Genomic DNA, 14,904 nt, shown 5'->3' with positions numbered 1-14,904 from the left:
CGTGTCGCAGTCGCCGGCCCGCTACCCGTTCAGCGCGGTCGTCGGACAGGACCGGCTCAAGCTGGCGCTGATCCTGTCCGCGGTGTCGCCGGGTATCGGGGGCGTGCTGATCCGCGGCGAGAAGGGCACGGCCAAGTCGACCATCGTCCGCGGTCTGTCGCCCTTGCTCGCGCGGGGCGACGGCGGCGGTGGGCGAGTGGTGGAACTGCCCATCGGGGCCACCGAGGACCGGGTGATCGGTTCGCTCGACCTGACGCGTGTGCTGCGCGACGGCCAGGCGCACTTCACTCCCGGCCTGATGGCGCAGGCCGACGGCGGTGTGCTGTACATCGACGAGGTCAACCTGCTGTCCGATCACCTGGTGGACGTGCTGCTCGATGCCGCGGCCAGCGGCCGGGTGACCATCGAACGCGACGGAGTCTCGCACACCCAGTCGGCGGACTTCGTGCTGGTCGGCACCATGAATCCGGAGGAGGGGGAGCTGCGCCCGCAGCTCCTCGACCGGTTCGGGCTGGTCGTCGACGTGGCGGGTCCGCGCGAAGTGGACGAGCGCGTCGCGATCGTCACCGCGCGGATGGCATTCGACGCCGACCCGGAAGGCTTCGCGGCGTCCTACGCCGACGCCGAAGCCGAACTGGCGCAGCGGATCTCGTCCGCGCGGGCGGCGATCGGCGAGGTGACGGTCCCGTCCGCGGAACTGCGGCGCATCGCCGCGGTCTGTGCGGCCCTGGAAGTCGACGGGCTGCGCGGTGACATCGTGGTGGCGCGCACCGCGGCCGCGCACGCCGCCTGGCGCGGTGCCGCCGAGGTCACCGAGGACGACGTGACGGTGGCCGTCGAGCTGGCGCTGCCGCACCGGCGCCGGCGCAACCCGTTCGACTCCTCCGACATGGACCGCTCGCAGCTCGACGAGGCACTGGAACGCGGCGAGCAGGCCGCCCAGGAGCCGCCCCCTTTTGACGGTGCGCCCGAGCCGGACGACGGCCCGGGCGAGGCTGCCTCGGACACCGAACCCGACGGTCCGCCGGACGACGATTCGGGCGGGTCCCCAGACGGCGGCGACGCCCCGCCGGGCCCGGCGTTCGGGACCCCGCCCGCGGGCACCGGGTCGCGGCTGCGGGTCTTCCGCGCCGCGGGTATCGGCGACGGCGACGACGGACGACGCTCCCGCGCCCGCAGCCGCCGCGGAATGACTACGCACGCCGTCGATTTCAGCCACGACACCCCCGTCCACCTGTTCGCGACGGTGCTTTCCGCCGCGGGCCGGGCCGCGGGGACGCCGTCGATCGAGGCCGGTGACCTGCGCGGGGCGCAGCGAATCGGGTCGGAGTCGAATCTGGTGGTCTTCGTGGTGGATCTGTCCGGCTCGATGACCGCCCGCACCCGGCTCGACGCCGTCCGGACGGCGTGCGTCGACCTGCTGCGCGACTCCTACACCCGGCGCGATCGGGTGGCCGTGGTCGTCGCGGCGGGCCGCGGCGCCTCCGTGGCGGTACCGCCGACCCGCTCGGTGGATCTGGCCGTCGCGCGCCTCGCACAGGTGCGCACCGGCGGACGGACCCCGCTCGCGGAGGGACTGACGACGGCGCTCGGGGTGATCGAGCGCGCCGCCCGCACCGATCCGGAGCGCCGACCGCTCCTGGTGGTCCTCACCGACGGCCGGGCCACCGCCGGACCGAACGCTCCCGAACGGGCATCGGCCGTCGCCGATGCCATCGCACGAGGCGGCATCTCGTCGCTGGTGGTGGACTGCGAACAGGGCATGATCCGTCTCGGTCTCGCCGCCGACCTCGCGCGCCGGATGGGCGCCGAGTACGTCTCGATGGATTCGCTCGCCGTCTCCGGACTCGCCACGGCGGTGACCGGCCGTGAATCAGCGGGCTCGTTGGCGTGGCGAGCGCACTCCATGCTGGTCGAGCGGAGTCGAGACCACTCGCTTCGTCGAGAGTGGTGATCTCGACTCCGCTCGATCATCATGTGGACGCCGTCGCACCGCTAGGGTTGGATCCATGCCCAAAGGAGTGCCCGAGTCGGTTCCGAACGACGGTCTGACCACCCGCCAGCGCCGTAACCAGCCCGTGCTGGCCGTCCACACCGGGCCGGGCAAGGGGAAGTCGACGGCCGCCTTCGGGATGGCGCTGCGCGCCTGGAACGCGGGCATGGACGTCGCGGTGTTCCAGTTCGTGAAGAGCGCGAAGTGGAAGGTCGGGGAGGAGAACGCGCTGCTCGCGCTCGGGAAGGTGCACGAGGAGACCGGGCAGGGCGGGCCGGTGCAGTGGCACAAGATGGGGCAGGGCTGGTCGTGGATCCGGCGGTCCGATGACGCCGAGCAGGATCACGCCGAGGCAGCACGCGCCGGGTGGACCGAGATCGCCCGCCGGATCGCGGCGGACGAACACGACTTCTACGTCCTCGACGAGTTCACCTATCCGCTGCACTGGGGCTGGATCGACACCGACGAGGTGGTCGCCGCACTGCGTGCCCGGCCGGGCCGCCAGCACGTCGTGATCACTGGCCGGTACGCGCCGGAGTCGTTGCTCGAGGCCGCCGACCTGGTGACCGAGATGACCAAGGTCAAGCATCCGATGGACGCCGGCCGGAAGGGCCAGAAGGGCATCGAGTGGTGACCCGCCTCCCGGCGGTGGTGATCGCCGCGCCGAGTTCGGGGAGCGGGAAGACGACGGTCGCGACCGGCCTCATCGGTGCGCTGACCGCGGCCGGGCACACCGTGGCGCCGTTCAAGGTGGGCCCCGACTACATCGACCCGGGCTATCACGCCCTCGCGGCGGGCCGGCCCGGACGCAACCTGGATCCTCTTCTGGTGGGCGAGGAGCGGATCGGGCCGCTGTTCGTGTCGGGTGCCCGGGGCGCGGACGTCGCCGTCGTGGAGGGCGTGATGGGCCTGTTCGACGGGCGGATCGCGGCCGCGGCCCCGGACCTCGGGCTGGGTTCGACCGCCCACGTCGCGACCCTGATCGGCGCGCCGGTGGTGCTGGTGGTCGACGCCGCGGGGCACTCCCAGTCGCTGGCCGCGCTGCTGCAGGGCTTCGTCGGCTATGCGCCACAGGTGCGGATCGCCGGGGTGATCCTCAACCGGGTCGGTTCGGACCGCCACGAGGAGGTGCTGCGCCAGGCGTGCGTCCGCGCCGGACTGGCCGTGCTCGGGGTGCTGCGCCGCGACCCGGCGATGTCGGTGCCCTCCCGGCACCTGGGGCTGATCCCGGCCGCCGAGCGAGACGCCGAGGCCGTCGATGCGGTCGCCGCCATGTCCACGAAAGTCGGTGCGGCCCTCGATCTTCCGGCGATCCTCGCGGTCGCCGCGCAGGCCCGCTCGCCGGCGTGCGTGCCGTGGTCGGCGATCGATGAGGTCGCGCACCCGGTGGCGTCGCGTCCCGTGGTCGCGGTGGCCCGTGGTCCGGCGTTCACCTTCTCCTACGCCGAACACGCCGAACTGCTGACCGCGGCCGGGGCAGAGGTGGTCGGGTTCGATCCGCTCACCGAGTCGCTGCCGGAACCGGCCGCCGCCGTGGTGATCGGCGGTGGGTTCCCGGAGGAGCACGCCGCGACGCTGAGCGCCAATCTGCCGCTGCGCGACGCCCTCCGCGCGCACGTGGCGGCCGGCCGGCCGGTGCACGCCGAATGCGCGGGCCTGCTCTATCTGCAGCGGATGCTCGACGGCTATCCGATGACCGGTGCACTGCCCGGACGGGGCGCGTTCACACCGCGGTTGACGCTCGGCTATCGCGACGCCGTCGCGCTGACCGGTTCGGTGCTGTTCGACGCGGGCGAGCGGGTCACCGGGCACGAGTTCCACCGCAGCGTCGTCCACTGGGACGACCCGCCGTCGCCGGCCTGGGGCTGGCGGGGCGCCGACGGGCTCGCGGCCCACGACGGCGCGGTGACAGCCGGGGTGCACGCGTCGTACCTGCATCTGCATCCCGCGGGCTATCCTGCGGCCATCGCCCGATTCGTCCGGGCGGCGGTAGACGAGAGGCCGGCGGAGGGGATATGACGTCCGACGACAGTGAGCGCGGCGATTACGCCGACCTCACCGCGCAGCTGCGCATCCGTGACCCGCACCGTCCGTCCGGTTCGGAGGCGCTGCGCACCGCGCTCGACGCGCTGACCGACGAGCAGTCCGATCCGGCCGTGCTGCGGGAACTGCTCGAAGCGGTGCTGCTGGTGGGGCAGGGGCTGGACCTGGCCGATGCGCTGCAGCGCATCGTCGACGTCGCCGCGGCGGTGCTCGACGCGCAGTACTGCGCGCTCGGCGTCCGCAGCCCCGAACTGCGGTTGCAGGCGTTCGTCTACACGGGGATCTCCCCGGAGGTGCGCGCCGAGATGGGCGGCCTGCCGATCGGCCGCGGGGTGCTTGGTGAGCTTCTGCAGCATCCCGAGGTGCTGCGGATCGCCCATCTCGGCGAGCACCCGGCGTCGGTCGGTTTCCCGCCGCACCATCCGCCGATGGACACCTTCCTCGGGGCGCCGATCATCGTGCGCGGTGAATTGTTCGGCAGCATCTATCTCACCGAGAAACAGACCGGCTCCGAGTTCACCCCGCAGGACGAACAGATCGTGTCGGTGCTCGCGGTGGCGGCCGGTATCGCGGTCGACAACGCGCGGATGTACGAACGCCAGCGCACCCGGCATCGGTGGATGGAGATCCTGGCGCACCGCGGGTCCGAGCCGATGGCCGGCCTGGCACTGGACGACACGCTCAACGGGCTGTGCGCGGACGTCGCGGCGCTGACCGGGGCCACCGACGTGTTCATCGTCTCGATGCAGGGCGGCCAGCCGTGCCTGCACGGGCACACCGGGCGGCCCGTCGAACCCGCCGACATCACCTGGCCGGGACTGACGTTCAGCGTGAGCGAGGCATCGGGTGCCCAGTGGCTGCGGCGCGGGGCCCGCTGGAAGACGGCGCAGCCGATGCAGCAGACGCCCGGTGACTACGGGGCGATCGTGCTGACCCACGTCGACCGCCCGAACTGGGAGCCCGAGGAGATCGCCGGTCTGGCGGGCGTCGCCCGGGTGGCCTCGCTGGCGATCGCCTACGCCGAGCAGCAGCAGCTCACGCGCGAACTGGAGACGCTGGAGGACCGCCACCGGATCGCGCGCGACCTGCACGACCACGTGATCCAGCGGCTCTTCGCCATCGGCATGTCGTTGCAGACCATGCTGGCCGCGCCGAACCAGGTGGAGGAGCGGATGGCGCAGGTGATCGTCGACCTCGACGCCACCATCGCGCAGATCCGGACGTCGATCTTCGACCTTCAGTCGTCGTCCCTGCACGGGGAGTCGGTCACGCTGCGCCGCAAGGTGCTCGACGTGGTCGCCGAACTCGCGCGGCATGCGCCGATTGTGCCGAGCGTGTCGTTCGCCGGGCCGGTCGACACCCTGGTTCCCGACCGGCTGGCCCCGCACATCGAGGCGGTGCTCCGCGAGGGGCTGTCGAACGCGCTGCGGCATTCCGGGGCGATGCGGATCGGCGTCCGGATCGTCGCTGACGACGTACTGACCGTGGAGATCAGCGACGACGGCTGCGGAATCCCGACCGACGTCGGCTACCGGGGTCTGGACAATCTGACGCGCCGGGCCGACGAGTGCGACGGCAACTTCACCGTCGACACCGCCCCCGGCCGCGGCACCGTCCTGATCTGGGAGGTACCGCTCGACTGATCGCCGCGGCGGGCGGGCCGGATCAGCGGCCCTCCAGGTCGTGGGCGCACGCGGCCAGGACGGCCGCGAAGCTGCGCGGCAGCAGCCGCGAGGTGATCGCCGCCATCGGCTTGCCGCCTCCACGCGCGGGATGGGTGTAGTCGGAGGTCCACCGCACGGCCGTGGTCCCGTCGTCGCCGGCGGTCAGGGTGATGGTGCCGCCGCGGTGGTCGATCGCCGGCACCGAGGTGAGGATCAGATACTCGTAGCGGTGCGGCGGATCGGCGGCGACGATCTTCTCCCGGGCCCAGAGCCCGAGTGCCAGAACCTCGCGCACGCTGCCCGCCTCGCCGTTTCCGGACGTCCAGCGTGCGGTGAGCGCCAGCGGCGCACGGGTGAGGTTCGCCGGATCGGTCAGCCAGGCGTACACCTCGTCCGCCGGTGCGGCGATGGTTCGTTCGACGGTCAGTTCAACCACGGGACGGCTCCTTCGTCGTCAGAAGCGGAAGCGGGTGCAGTCGGCCGGGAACGACGACCAGGCGAGCACCCGGTGCGGCACGATCACCCGCAGGCCGCCGCCGTCCGCGCCGGACCAGGCGCCGGGCTCGGGCCGGTAGCCGTCGTCGTGGTACTTGGCGAAGGCCGCGGCGAGTCGTGCACCGAGTCCGTCGGCGTCGGCCCGGGTGGCGCTCGAGGTCCCCTCGACGATCACCACGTCGGTGCCGCTCTCCAGGGTCAGGGTGACGTTCGGGTTCGCCTCGACGTTGCGGGTGTGCCGGGTGGTGGGCGCACCGTCGTAGTAGAAGCGGCCGTCGACCCACACGCCCCAGCGCGGCACGCTGTGCGGCCGGCCGTCCGGCCGCACCGAGCACAGCCAGTAGTGTTTGGCCGCCACCAGTTTCGGTTCGACGGCGGCCCAGGTCAGCAGGCCGTCGGTCGATTCGGGCAGGCCGTAGCCGTCGGGGAATTCGGGGCGGTCGGGTGTGGGGGAGGTCATGGCCTTCAGTCAATCAGTTCCCGGCGCGTCACGGTCGACGACGGCAGCACGAGCACCGCGCGGTCGGCGGTGAGGATGTGCAGGAACCCCGGCGACTCCTCCAGGACGTAGCCGTCGAACGTGCCCCGCGTCGTGGTGGTGATGTGTTCCTCGCCCATCCACGGTTCGTCGTCGACCACCGCGAGGACGAGGATGCCGATCCCGGCGATGAGCGCGATCCGGCCGGTCGCGGCGAGTGCGAAACGGCGCAACTCGCCCGAGCGGGCGAATCGCCGGATCGCCGCCAGCACCGCGCCGAAGGCGACGGCACCGACCAGCGTCCACGGGCTGCGGTAGGTGACGGTCATCGTGAAAGCGATCACCGCGAGCACGACCGCCGAGAGGATCGTCGAGATCTCGATGCGGCCGCGCTGTTCGGGCAGGGGCCAGAACAGTCTCAGCAGGACCAGCGGAAGCAGGACGGCGGTGAAGGCACCGGTGATCCACGGCTGCGCCGCGATGGTGCCGAACGCGATGGCGAAGGAATCGCTGAAGTCGAAGGTGTCGGCGATCTGAGCCACCGTGTGCCAATCCCAGCGGGCGACGGCGAGCAGGCGCAGCAGCAGGAAGAGGACGGCGACGATCGCCGCGGTGCCGAGCTCGATGTCGAACCGCCGGTACGCGGCCTCGGTCTGGGTGTCGTCCGGGCCGGGGTCTCGACTTCGCTCGACCGTCATGGCAACTCGACCGTCATGGCAACTCGACCGTCATGGCAACTCGACCGTCATGGCAGCTCGACCATCGGGAACTTCAGCGTTCGCGTTCGCGCAGCTTGGTCGCCATCACCGCGACCTGGGTGCGGCGCTGCATGTCGAGTTTGGCGAGGATGTGCGAGACGTAATTCTTGATCGTCTTCTCCGCCAGGAACATCCGCTCGGCGATCTGGCGGTTGGTGAGGCCCTCGCCGATCAGCCGGAAGACCTCGCGCTCCTGTCCGGTCAGCTCGGCGAGCGGATCGGTCTTCTCCTTCTTATCGTCGCGCAGCTTGGCGAGCAGGGCGGTGGTGCTGCGGTCGTCGAGCAGCGAGCCGCCCTGGCCGATGGTGCGCACCGCGGCGATCAGGTTGGCGCCCAGGATCTGCTTGAGGACGAAACCGGAGGCGCCGGCGAGCACGGCGGCCAGCAGCGCGTCGTCGTCGGCGTAGCTGGTGAGCATCAGGCAGCGGACCCGTGGATCGCGGGAACGGACCTCGCGGCACAGCTCGACGCCGTTGCCGTCGGGCAGCCGGACGTCGAGCACGGCGACGTCCGGCCGGGTCGCGCCGATCCCCGCGACGGCCTCCTTGACGCTCGCCGCCTCGCCGACGACATGCAGGTCGGGGGCGGTGCCGAGAAGGTCACGCAGACCACGGCGAACCAGCTCGTGGTCGTCGACGAGGAAGACGCGGATCGGCTTCCCGGGGGCTGCGTTCGGAGGAGTCGCCATAGGGGAAACGGTACCGCAGGGCCCGCCGAATTCCGGACCGGCGACCCGGCGGGTTCAGGACTTTCGGCTCTCCGAACCACACCCGTCACACGACGAAGATCGAAACCATGACCACTCTCATCGGAAAGAAAATGAGCGGCTCGGATCTTCTCCGGGAACTGCTGCCCGTCTGCGAGACCGAGGTCGAGCGGCACATGAAGATGACGCGGGACTGGCATCCGCACGACTACGTGCCGTGGGACGAGGGCCGGAACTTCGCGATGCTCGGCGGCATCGACTGGGATCCGGAGCAGTCGCAGCTGTCGGAGACCGCCAAGGCCGCGATGATCACCAACCTGCTGACCGAGGACAACCTGCCGTCGTACCACCGGGTGATCGCCGAGAACTTCAGCCTCGACGACGCCTGGGGCTTCTGGGTCGGCCGGTGGACCGCCGAGGAGATGCGGCACTCCACCGTCATGCGCGACTACCTCGTGGTGACCCGCGGCGTGGACCCGGTGGAACTGGAAGAAGTCCGGATGGCGCACATGACCTCCGGCTTCAATCCGCTGCCCGAGGACGACGGCCAGCGCGACCACAGCTACGACATGCTGTTCGCGGTGAGCTACGTATCGTTCCAGGAACTCGCCACCCGGGTGAGCCACCGCAACACCGGCAAGGCGTGCGGCGACCCGATCGCCGACCGCATGCTGCAGCGTGTCGCCGCCGACGAGAACCTGCACATGCTCTTCTACCGGAACGTCGTCGACGGCGCCCTCGACCTGGTGCCCGACGAGGCGATGGCGGCGATCTACGGGATCGTCTCCAACTTCCAGATGCCCGGCGCCACCATGCCGAACTTCCGCCGCAACGCCGTGCTGATCGCCAAGGGCGGCATCTACGACCTGCCGCAGCACATGGAGGAGGTCGTGATGCCGGTGCTGCGTAAGTGGCGGATCTTCGAGCGCAACGACTTCGGCCCGCTCGGCGAGATGTACCGCGAGAAGCTCGCCGACTTCCTCGAAGAGATGAACATCAAGGTCCGCAAGTTCGAGGCCTCGCGCGAGCGGGCCCTGGCCCGGGAACGCGCCAAGAGCGCCTGAGTCCCGCGCCGTCCGGTGATCTGGCCGTAACAATCGGCGAAGTAGGCTCGGGGATCATGGGCGAAGGACACTATCTGGCGGGGCTGGACCTGACCGGACGCAAGGTCGTGGTGGTCGGCGGCGGCAGCGTCGCGCAGCGCAGGCTGCCGCAGCTGATCGCCGCCGGCGCCGACGTACACGTGATCGCGATCGACCCGCGGCCCACCGTGGAGGCCGAGCCGGCCGTGCACGTGCAGCGGCGCGCCTACGCCGCCGGCGACCTGGACGGCGCCTGGTACGTGCTGGCCTGCACCGACGATCCGGCGGTCAACGCCGCGGTGGTCGCCGAGGCCACCGCGCACCGGATCTTCTGCGTCCGTGCCGACGACGGCCGGGAAGGCACGGCCGTCACCCCGGCCTCGGGGCGGCACGACGGCCTGCAGTTCGGCGTCCTGGCGGGCGGCGACCACCGGCGCAGCGCGGCGGTGCGCGCCGCCATCTCGGCGGCCCTCGCCGACGGATCCGGACTCACGCTGGATACGGCCGCGCCGCACGCCCCCGGAGTGGCGCTGGTCGGCGGGGGGCCGGGCGACCCCGAACTGATCACCGTGCGCGGCCGGCGCCTGCTGGCACGCGCGGACGTCGTCGTCGCCGATCGCCTGGCGCCCGGCGGCTTGCTCGATGAACTCGGCCCGCAGGTCGAGGTGATCGACGCCGCCAAGGTGCCCTACGGGCGGGCGATGCGTCAGGAGAAGATCAACGAGATCCTCGTCGACCGGGCCCGGGCCGGGAAGTTCGTGGTCCGGCTCAAGGGCGGCGACCCGTACGTGTACGGGCGCGGCTTCGAGGAACTTCAGGCCTGCGTCGACGCCGGGGTGCCGGTGACCGTGGTGCCCGGCATCACCTCGCCGATCTCCGCGCCCGCGCTCGCCGGGATCCCGGTGACCCACCGCGGCGTGACCCACGAGATCGTGATCGTCTCCGGGCACGTCGCCCCCGGACACCCCGACTCGCTGACCGATTGGGCCGCGCTGGCCCGGCTCCGCGGCACCCTGGTGCTGATGATGGCGGTCCAGCGGCTCGATGCCTTCGCCGCCGCGCTGCTCGACGGCGGCAAGCCCGCCGACACGCCGGTGGCACTGATCGAGAACGCGTCGCGTGCCGACCAGCGGCTGATCCGCACCGATCTCGCCCACGCGGCGCAGACCGCGCACGAGCAGAAGCTGACGCCCCCGGCGATCGTGGTGATCGGCCCGGTCGCGGGATTCACCGACGCCGATCGGGCGCTGGGTTTCGGCGACGAGCAGGTGCGGCGATGAGCCGGCCGAGCGCCGCGGGCCAGGTCGCGGCCGTCGTCGCCGGGCTGATCCTGCTGGTCGCCGCGGTCGCGGCGTGGTGGGTCTCGCCGTGGGTCACCGCGATCCTGGTGGGCGTCGCCGTCGTCGTGCTGTCGTGCTGGCAGTGGTACCGCCGGCGGCGCGGCATTCCGCCGGCCCCGGAGACCGCGTGGACGGTGTACGTGTGGCCGCTGACCTTCGGCGCGCTGGCGGTGATCGCGCTGAACGGCTGGATCTACCGGATCTCCGTCGACGCCGGCGGTGGGTCGACGACGATCGGGATGCTCGCCGGGCTGGCGACCGGTGTCGTCGGGATGGCCGCGGCGTACGGATACGGTCGTGTCCGGGCGCAGAAGGCGCAGCTGGCGCAGGTCGTCGACAACGCCGTGGACGACCCCGGCGAACAGCGCGAATCCGGCGACGACCAGCAGTGGTTCTTCCCACAGGCCGGTTCGTAGATTCTTGCGGCGAGCGCGCCGCCCCGTACTCTGCATAGAGGTATGTGAACCGCAGGCGTGCCCGAAGGCCCCTGCGCGCGTGGAACGGATGTGGGCAGTGACCGAAGTCAGGGAGCCGGCCGTACGCGCCGATGCACCTGTCGCTGGGGCACCTGTCGCCCGACCCCGGCCGCAGTCCGTGCTCGCGGCGCGTCTCGGACGGATGCCGGTCGCGCTCGCGCGCGTGCTCGACTACTTCATCCAGCCGCGCTGGTGGGTCGAGATCATCGTGCTCGGCGGTCTGTACGCGATCTACTCGGTGATCCGGAATTCGGTGCACAGCGAGGTCAGCCAGGCGTTCGTCAACGGCCGGTGGATCCTCGACTTCGAGGACCGCTGGGGGCTCGCGTGGGAGCGGGGTCTCAACAGCTTCGTCGACCACACACCGGCGGTCGCCGCGGTGTGCGCGGTCGACTACGCGTCGCTGCACTTCATCGTCACCCCGGCGGTGCTGATCTGGCTGTTCGTCGCGCACCGATCGCGCTACCGGCTGGGCAGTTCGGTGCTGGTGCTGACGACGCTGCTCGCGCTGATCGGATTCTTCGCCATGCCCACCGCGCCGCCGCGGATGTTCGCCGACGAGCACTTCGTCGACATCATGGCCAAGACCGGGTCGTGGGGCTGGTGGCCGGAATCCGGGGCGCCGGCGTCGGACGCCGTGTCGAACCAGTTCGCCGCGATGCCGTCGCTGCACTGCGCGTGGGCCACCTGGTGCGGGATCATGCTGTGGCTGTACGCCCGCCGGCTGTGGGTCCGCGTGCTGGGCCTGCTGTACCCGTTCACCACGTTCTTCGTCGTGATGGGCACCGGCAACCACTATCTGCTCGATGTGCTCGCCGGACTGGCGACGCTCGCCGCCGGTGCGCTGATCGCCTTCGGTCTGCGGTACGCGTGGCGCTGTTATCTGCGCTACGCCCTGCGACGATCGGGACCGGCCGCGTCGTGAGTACGGCACCCGCTGCGACGCACCTGCGCCGGGCGTGGTTGCCGATCGCGGTGACCGCGGTGGTCAGCGCGGTGCTGTGGGCCGTCGGGCCGGCCGTCTCGGACATGCAGGCGGCCCTGGCCCGCGAGGGGGCGGCGCGCGCGGGCGTCGGACTCGCGTACTGGTTCGACTGGTTCGGCGGGGTGTCCCCGGGGAGCTACTCGCTGATCGTGCCGACGATGTCGGCGTGGATCGGCTCGCTGCCGCTGCTGTGTCTGTCGACGCTGGCGATCGCGGCCATGGCGTATCCGCTGTCCCGCCGTGCGACGCACCCGACGGCGCTGGCCTGGGCCGTCACCGGCGCGGCGATCCTCAACATGATGTCCGGGCGCGTGGCGTTCGCGGTGGGCGCGGCGATCGCGCTGGCCGCGCTCCTGGCCGCGAGACGCGTGCATCCCCTCGTCGGCGCGGCCGGCCTGCTGGTGGCCGGTCTGGCCAGCCCGCTCGCCCCGGCCTTCGTCGGCATGGCGGCGGTGCCGTTCCTCGCGTACTCGGTGACGCGGACGGCGTCGACGTGGGCCGTCGTGGCGGGCAGTGCGGCCGGCGTCGCCATCCCGTTCGTGCTGTTCGGCGCGCCGGGGTCGCAGGTGTTCCCGGCGACGACGCTGTTCTGGTGCCTGGCGATCGCGGCCTGCGCGTGGGCGGCGATCACCGAGCCGCCGGCCAAACTGATCGTGCCGCTGTCGATCGCCGCGGCGCTCCTCCTGTTCTTCATCCCGACCGGCGTCGGCTCCAACATCGCCCGGTTCTTCTACTTCGTGCTGCCGTGCCTGGCGCTCTACTACTCCCGGCGTTCCCCACGGGTCCTGGCCCTGCTCCTGGTCCCGGCGCTGGTGTACGCGCTGTTCGTGGCGATCTCCGACCTGACGGCGGCGGCGCGGATCGACGACCCGGCGACGTCGTACACGCCGCTCGCCGAAGAACTGGCGCGCGACCACGGCCTCGGCAACCACCGCGTCGAGCTGGTCGACGCCGGCACGCATGTCGGCTCGCACATGCTGGCCGGGACGGCCAAGCTCGCGCGCGGCTGGGAGAACCAGACCGACGCGCGCTACAACCCGATCTTCTACACCCCCGACGCCCTCACCGCGGACAGCTACCGTGCGTGGCTGGCGGACAACGCCGTGGCCTACGTCGCCGTGTCGTCCAAACCGCTGCGTTCCATGCAGCGCGAGGCGGATCTGGTCGGGGGCGGTCTGCCGTATCTCACGGAGATCTGGCGCAACAGCGAGTGGACGCTGTACCGGGTCGCCGATCCGACCGACATCGTGCCGGCGCCGTTGACGCTGGTCAGCGACTCGCCGTCGCGCATGGTGATCGATGTCCCGAAGGCGGGCGTGTTCCCGATCCGGATCCGGCCCAACCGCTACCTGACGGCCCGGCCGGAGGCCGATCCGGCGACGACGGCCTGCATCACCTCCACCGACGACGGCTGGATCGAACTGCACGCCGACCGGCCCGGCCGGTACGAGCTGCAGGGCCAGTTCAGTCTCCGCGGAGTGTTCACCGGCGACACGCTGACCTGCCCGTCGTAGGCGGGCGTGCGGTCTGCCGGCGTCGTCATGCCGTGTGCCCGGTCGCGACAGATTGCGGAACGCGCTTCCTTACCGCGTTCGGGGACCGGCCTCGGCTGTGACCGATCCACGACAGGGCCGAAGCCGATCTCAGTTGCAGTTCGACCCTCCGCCCAACTGGCCTCGACCTCCTGCGGGCTGGACGGCGACGCCTGGGTGGCGGCGTACTCCAGTCGTCGTGCACACTCGGCGTCCGAGTCGGTAGCTCGGGTGATGTTGCCGATGTGTGCAAGTCGGTCGTGACGTCGGTGAACCGTCCCGAGTACCGGGGCCGCTTCTCATCAGTTCTGATCGAGGGCGTGGAAAGTGGACATGACGAGGTGGACGGCACGCTCACTTATGATTCTGCTGACAGCGACTCCCTCTGCCACTCGTGACAGGACAGGGGCGTGGCGTCGTCCGGGCAACGGTCGTCGCGCAGGGTTTGAGGTTTGACTTCGACTCGGACTCGGCTTGCGCTTCGCCCGGCTCGGCTGGCGTGCGGTAGCGCGCAGGCGCTGGTGTGCGCGTCGGTCGCGGGCTTCGGTCGGCGCCGCTGGCGGCGTGTCGGCCACTCACTCGGTGACGACGGTGATCTCGGTCGGTGAGGTGATCTCCACGTGGTGGCCGGCGTCGGACAGCACCGCCGCGAGCTTGTCGATGTCGCCGACCCTGGCGCGGGTGCGGACCAGATCGCGGGCGATCAGGCCCTTGTAGTGCTTGTTGAAGTGGCTCACCACGGTGCGTGAGCCGTCCGGGCGTTCGGTGACGACGGTGGCGGTCACCGCGCCGCGCACCGGTCCGAGGGAGAGATAGGCGCCCGACCGGAGGTCGAGGACGAAGTCGTCGATCGCGTCGAGGGCGGGGGAGAGCGCCGGCTTCCACACCGAGGCGAGGGTGCCGAATCCGGGCAGTTTGGAACCGCCGGACAGCCGGTAGGCGGGGATCGGGTCGCTCGCGCGGACGACGCCGAACAGTGCCGAGCCGATCGCCAGGCGGTCGGCGGCCTTGGCCTTCGACGCGCGGGTGAGGCCGCGGTAGTCGAGGGCGTCGTAGGCGACACCGGTGTACCGCTCGATCGCCGGGCGGGTCGGTGACTCGAACAGATCGGCGTTGCGGTCGACCTCGGCGAGCTGCGCCTTACCCAGGCCGAGCGCCCGCTGCGACGCATCCAGATCGGCGGCCAGCTCGACCAGCGCGTCGGCGATGCGCCGTCGTACCGGATTCAGTTCCGGCAGCCACAACCGGTCCAGGTCGAGCGGGGCGCCCGACCCGCCGTCGGACTTGGTCTCGGAGGGAGGGAGGATCACCAGCACCCGAACACCCTAACGAAGGCGCCGGGCGACTAAGCT

At 71.3% G+C, this 14,904-nt stretch carries 14 protein-coding genes; 9 read left to right on the top strand and 5 right to left on the bottom strand.

Annotated features, from left to right (window positions below):
• Position 1 precedes the first annotated feature (1 nt).
• Genes ACSEEN_RS14085 through ACSEEN_RS14070 form a run of 4 tightly spaced genes read left to right on the top strand, consistent with a single transcriptional unit; the run spans position 2 to position 5,679 of the window.
• Positions 2–1,954 carry a VWA domain-containing protein gene (locus ACSEEN_RS14085; RefSeq protein ID WP_440713498.1) on the top strand — a complete coding sequence of 651 codons (1,953 nt, stop codon included), beginning with the start codon at positions 2–4 and terminating at the stop codon, positions 1,952–1,954.
• Positions 1,955–2,009: 55 nt separating this feature from the next.
• Positions 2,010–2,627, top strand: a complete 618-nt coding sequence (cobO, locus tag ACSEEN_RS14080) for a cob(I)yrinic acid a,c-diamide adenosyltransferase (RefSeq protein WP_298441537.1) — start codon at positions 2,010–2,012, stop codon at positions 2,625–2,627.
• Positions 2,624–4,012 carry a cobyrinic acid a,c-diamide synthase CobB gene (locus tag ACSEEN_RS14075; RefSeq protein ID WP_440713512.1) on the top strand — a complete coding sequence of 463 codons (1,389 nt, stop codon included), beginning with the start codon at positions 2,624–2,626 and terminating at the stop codon, positions 4,010–4,012. The genes cobO and ACSEEN_RS14075 overlap by 4 nt, the downstream gene beginning before the upstream one ends.
• On the top strand, positions 4,009–5,679 hold the full coding sequence (locus ACSEEN_RS14070) for a GAF domain-containing sensor histidine kinase (protein WP_298442999.1): 1,671 nt from the start codon (positions 4,009–4,011) through the stop codon (positions 5,677–5,679). The genes ACSEEN_RS14075 and ACSEEN_RS14070 overlap by 4 nt, the downstream gene beginning before the upstream one ends.
• A 22-nt stretch (positions 5,680–5,701) precedes the next feature.
• Here ACSEEN_RS14070 and ACSEEN_RS14065 read toward each other — a convergent pair whose 3' ends face one another.
• From ACSEEN_RS14065 to ACSEEN_RS14050, 4 genes are all read right to left on the bottom strand, one after another.
• Entirely contained in the window at positions 5,702–6,136 is a 435-nt protein-coding gene (locus tag ACSEEN_RS14065) for an SRPBCC family protein (RefSeq protein WP_440713497.1), read from the bottom strand.
• 18 nt (positions 6,137–6,154) lie between these two features.
• Positions 6,155–6,655, bottom strand: a complete 501-nt coding sequence (locus ACSEEN_RS14060; RefSeq protein ID WP_440713496.1) for a pyridoxamine 5'-phosphate oxidase family protein — start codon at positions 6,653–6,655, stop codon at positions 6,155–6,157.
• A 5-nt stretch (positions 6,656–6,660) separates the two neighbouring features.
• Positions 6,661–7,371: a hypothetical protein gene (locus tag ACSEEN_RS14055; protein WP_440713495.1), complete on the bottom strand. Its 711-nt coding sequence runs from the start codon at positions 7,369–7,371 to the stop codon at positions 6,661–6,663.
• Positions 7,372–7,444: 73 nt separating this feature from the next.
• Positions 7,445–8,119: a response regulator gene (locus ACSEEN_RS14050; protein ID WP_247863853.1), complete on the bottom strand. Its 675-nt coding sequence runs from the start codon at positions 8,117–8,119 to the stop codon at positions 7,445–7,447.
• A gap of 107 nt (positions 8,120–8,226) precedes the next feature.
• Here ACSEEN_RS14050 and ACSEEN_RS14045 point away from each other — a divergent pair, with 107 nt between their 5' ends.
• The 5 genes from ACSEEN_RS14045 to ACSEEN_RS14025 all read left to right on the top strand — a co-directional run bounded on the left by ACSEEN_RS14045 (position 8,227) and on the right by ACSEEN_RS14025 (position 13,534).
• Positions 8,227–9,201, top strand: a complete 975-nt coding sequence (locus ACSEEN_RS14045) for an acyl-ACP desaturase (protein ID WP_247863852.1) — start codon at positions 8,227–8,229, stop codon at positions 9,199–9,201.
• 56 nt (positions 9,202–9,257) lie between these two features.
• Positions 9,258–10,499: a uroporphyrinogen-III C-methyltransferase gene (cobA, locus tag ACSEEN_RS14040; protein ID WP_440713494.1), complete on the top strand. Its 1,242-nt coding sequence runs from the start codon at positions 9,258–9,260 to the stop codon at positions 10,497–10,499.
• Positions 10,496–10,975, top strand: coding sequence for a hypothetical protein (locus ACSEEN_RS14035; protein ID WP_247863850.1), 480 nt, complete (start codon positions 10,496–10,498; stop codon positions 10,973–10,975). The genes cobA and ACSEEN_RS14035 overlap by 4 nt, the downstream gene beginning before the upstream one ends.
• A gap of 202 nt (positions 10,976–11,177) precedes the next feature.
• Positions 11,178–11,960 (top strand): phosphatase PAP2 family protein, encoded by a 783-nt coding sequence (locus ACSEEN_RS14030; protein WP_247863849.1) that lies wholly within the window; start codon positions 11,178–11,180, stop codon positions 11,958–11,960.
• The gene (locus ACSEEN_RS14025; RefSeq protein ID WP_298443020.1) at positions 11,957–13,534 is read left to right on the top strand and encodes a hypothetical protein; all 1,578 of its coding nucleotides are present in this window, start codon (positions 11,957–11,959) and stop codon (positions 13,532–13,534) included. Before ACSEEN_RS14030 ends, ACSEEN_RS14025 begins: the two co-directional genes overlap by 4 nt.
• A gap of 593 nt (positions 13,535–14,127) precedes the next feature.
• Here ACSEEN_RS14025 and yaaA read toward each other — a convergent pair.
• Entirely contained in the window at positions 14,128–14,868 is a 741-nt protein-coding gene (yaaA, locus tag ACSEEN_RS14020) for a peroxide stress protein YaaA (protein WP_247863847.1), read from the bottom strand.
• Positions 14,869–14,904: the final 36 nt, after the last annotated feature.

The organism is Gordonia marina (assembly GCF_052036135.1).
Lineage (GTDB): Bacteria > Actinomycetota > Actinomycetes > Mycobacteriales > Mycobacteriaceae > Gordonia.
The sequence above is the reverse complement of the archived record's forward strand: the minus strand, read 5'-3'. Positions and strand labels throughout refer to the sequence as shown.

Excerpts from the sequence above, each read along its gene's own strand:
- ACSEEN_RS14045 (WP_247863852.1), top strand. The coding sequence starts at position 8,227 with ATGACCACTCTCATCGGAAAGAAAATGAGCGGCTCGGATCTTCTCCGG.
- ACSEEN_RS14035 (WP_247863850.1), top strand. The coding sequence starts at position 10,496 with ATGAGCCGGCCGAGCGCCGCGGGCCAGGTCGCGGCCGTCGTCGCCGGG.
- ACSEEN_RS14070 (WP_298442999.1), top strand. The coding sequence starts at position 4,009 with ATGACGTCCGACGACAGTGAGCGCGGCGATTACGCCGACCTCACCGCG.
- ACSEEN_RS14030 (WP_247863849.1), top strand. The coding sequence starts at position 11,178 with ATGCCGGTCGCGCTCGCGCGCGTGCTCGACTACTTCATCCAGCCGCGC.
- ACSEEN_RS14050 (WP_247863853.1), bottom strand. The coding sequence starts at position 8,119 with ATGGCGACTCCTCCGAACGCAGCCCCCGGGAAGCCGATCCGCGTCTTC.
- ACSEEN_RS14055 (WP_440713495.1), bottom strand. The coding sequence starts at position 7,371 with ATGACGGTCGAGCGAAGTCGAGACCCCGGCCCGGACGACACCCAGACC.
- cobA (WP_440713494.1), top strand. The coding sequence starts at position 9,258 with ATGGGCGAAGGACACTATCTGGCGGGGCTGGACCTGACCGGACGCAAG.
- ACSEEN_RS14060 (WP_440713496.1), bottom strand. The coding sequence starts at position 6,655 with ATGACCTCCCCCACACCCGACCGCCCCGAATTCCCCGACGGCTACGGC.
- cobO (WP_298441537.1), top strand. The coding sequence starts at position 2,010 with ATGCCCAAAGGAGTGCCCGAGTCGGTTCCGAACGACGGTCTGACCACC.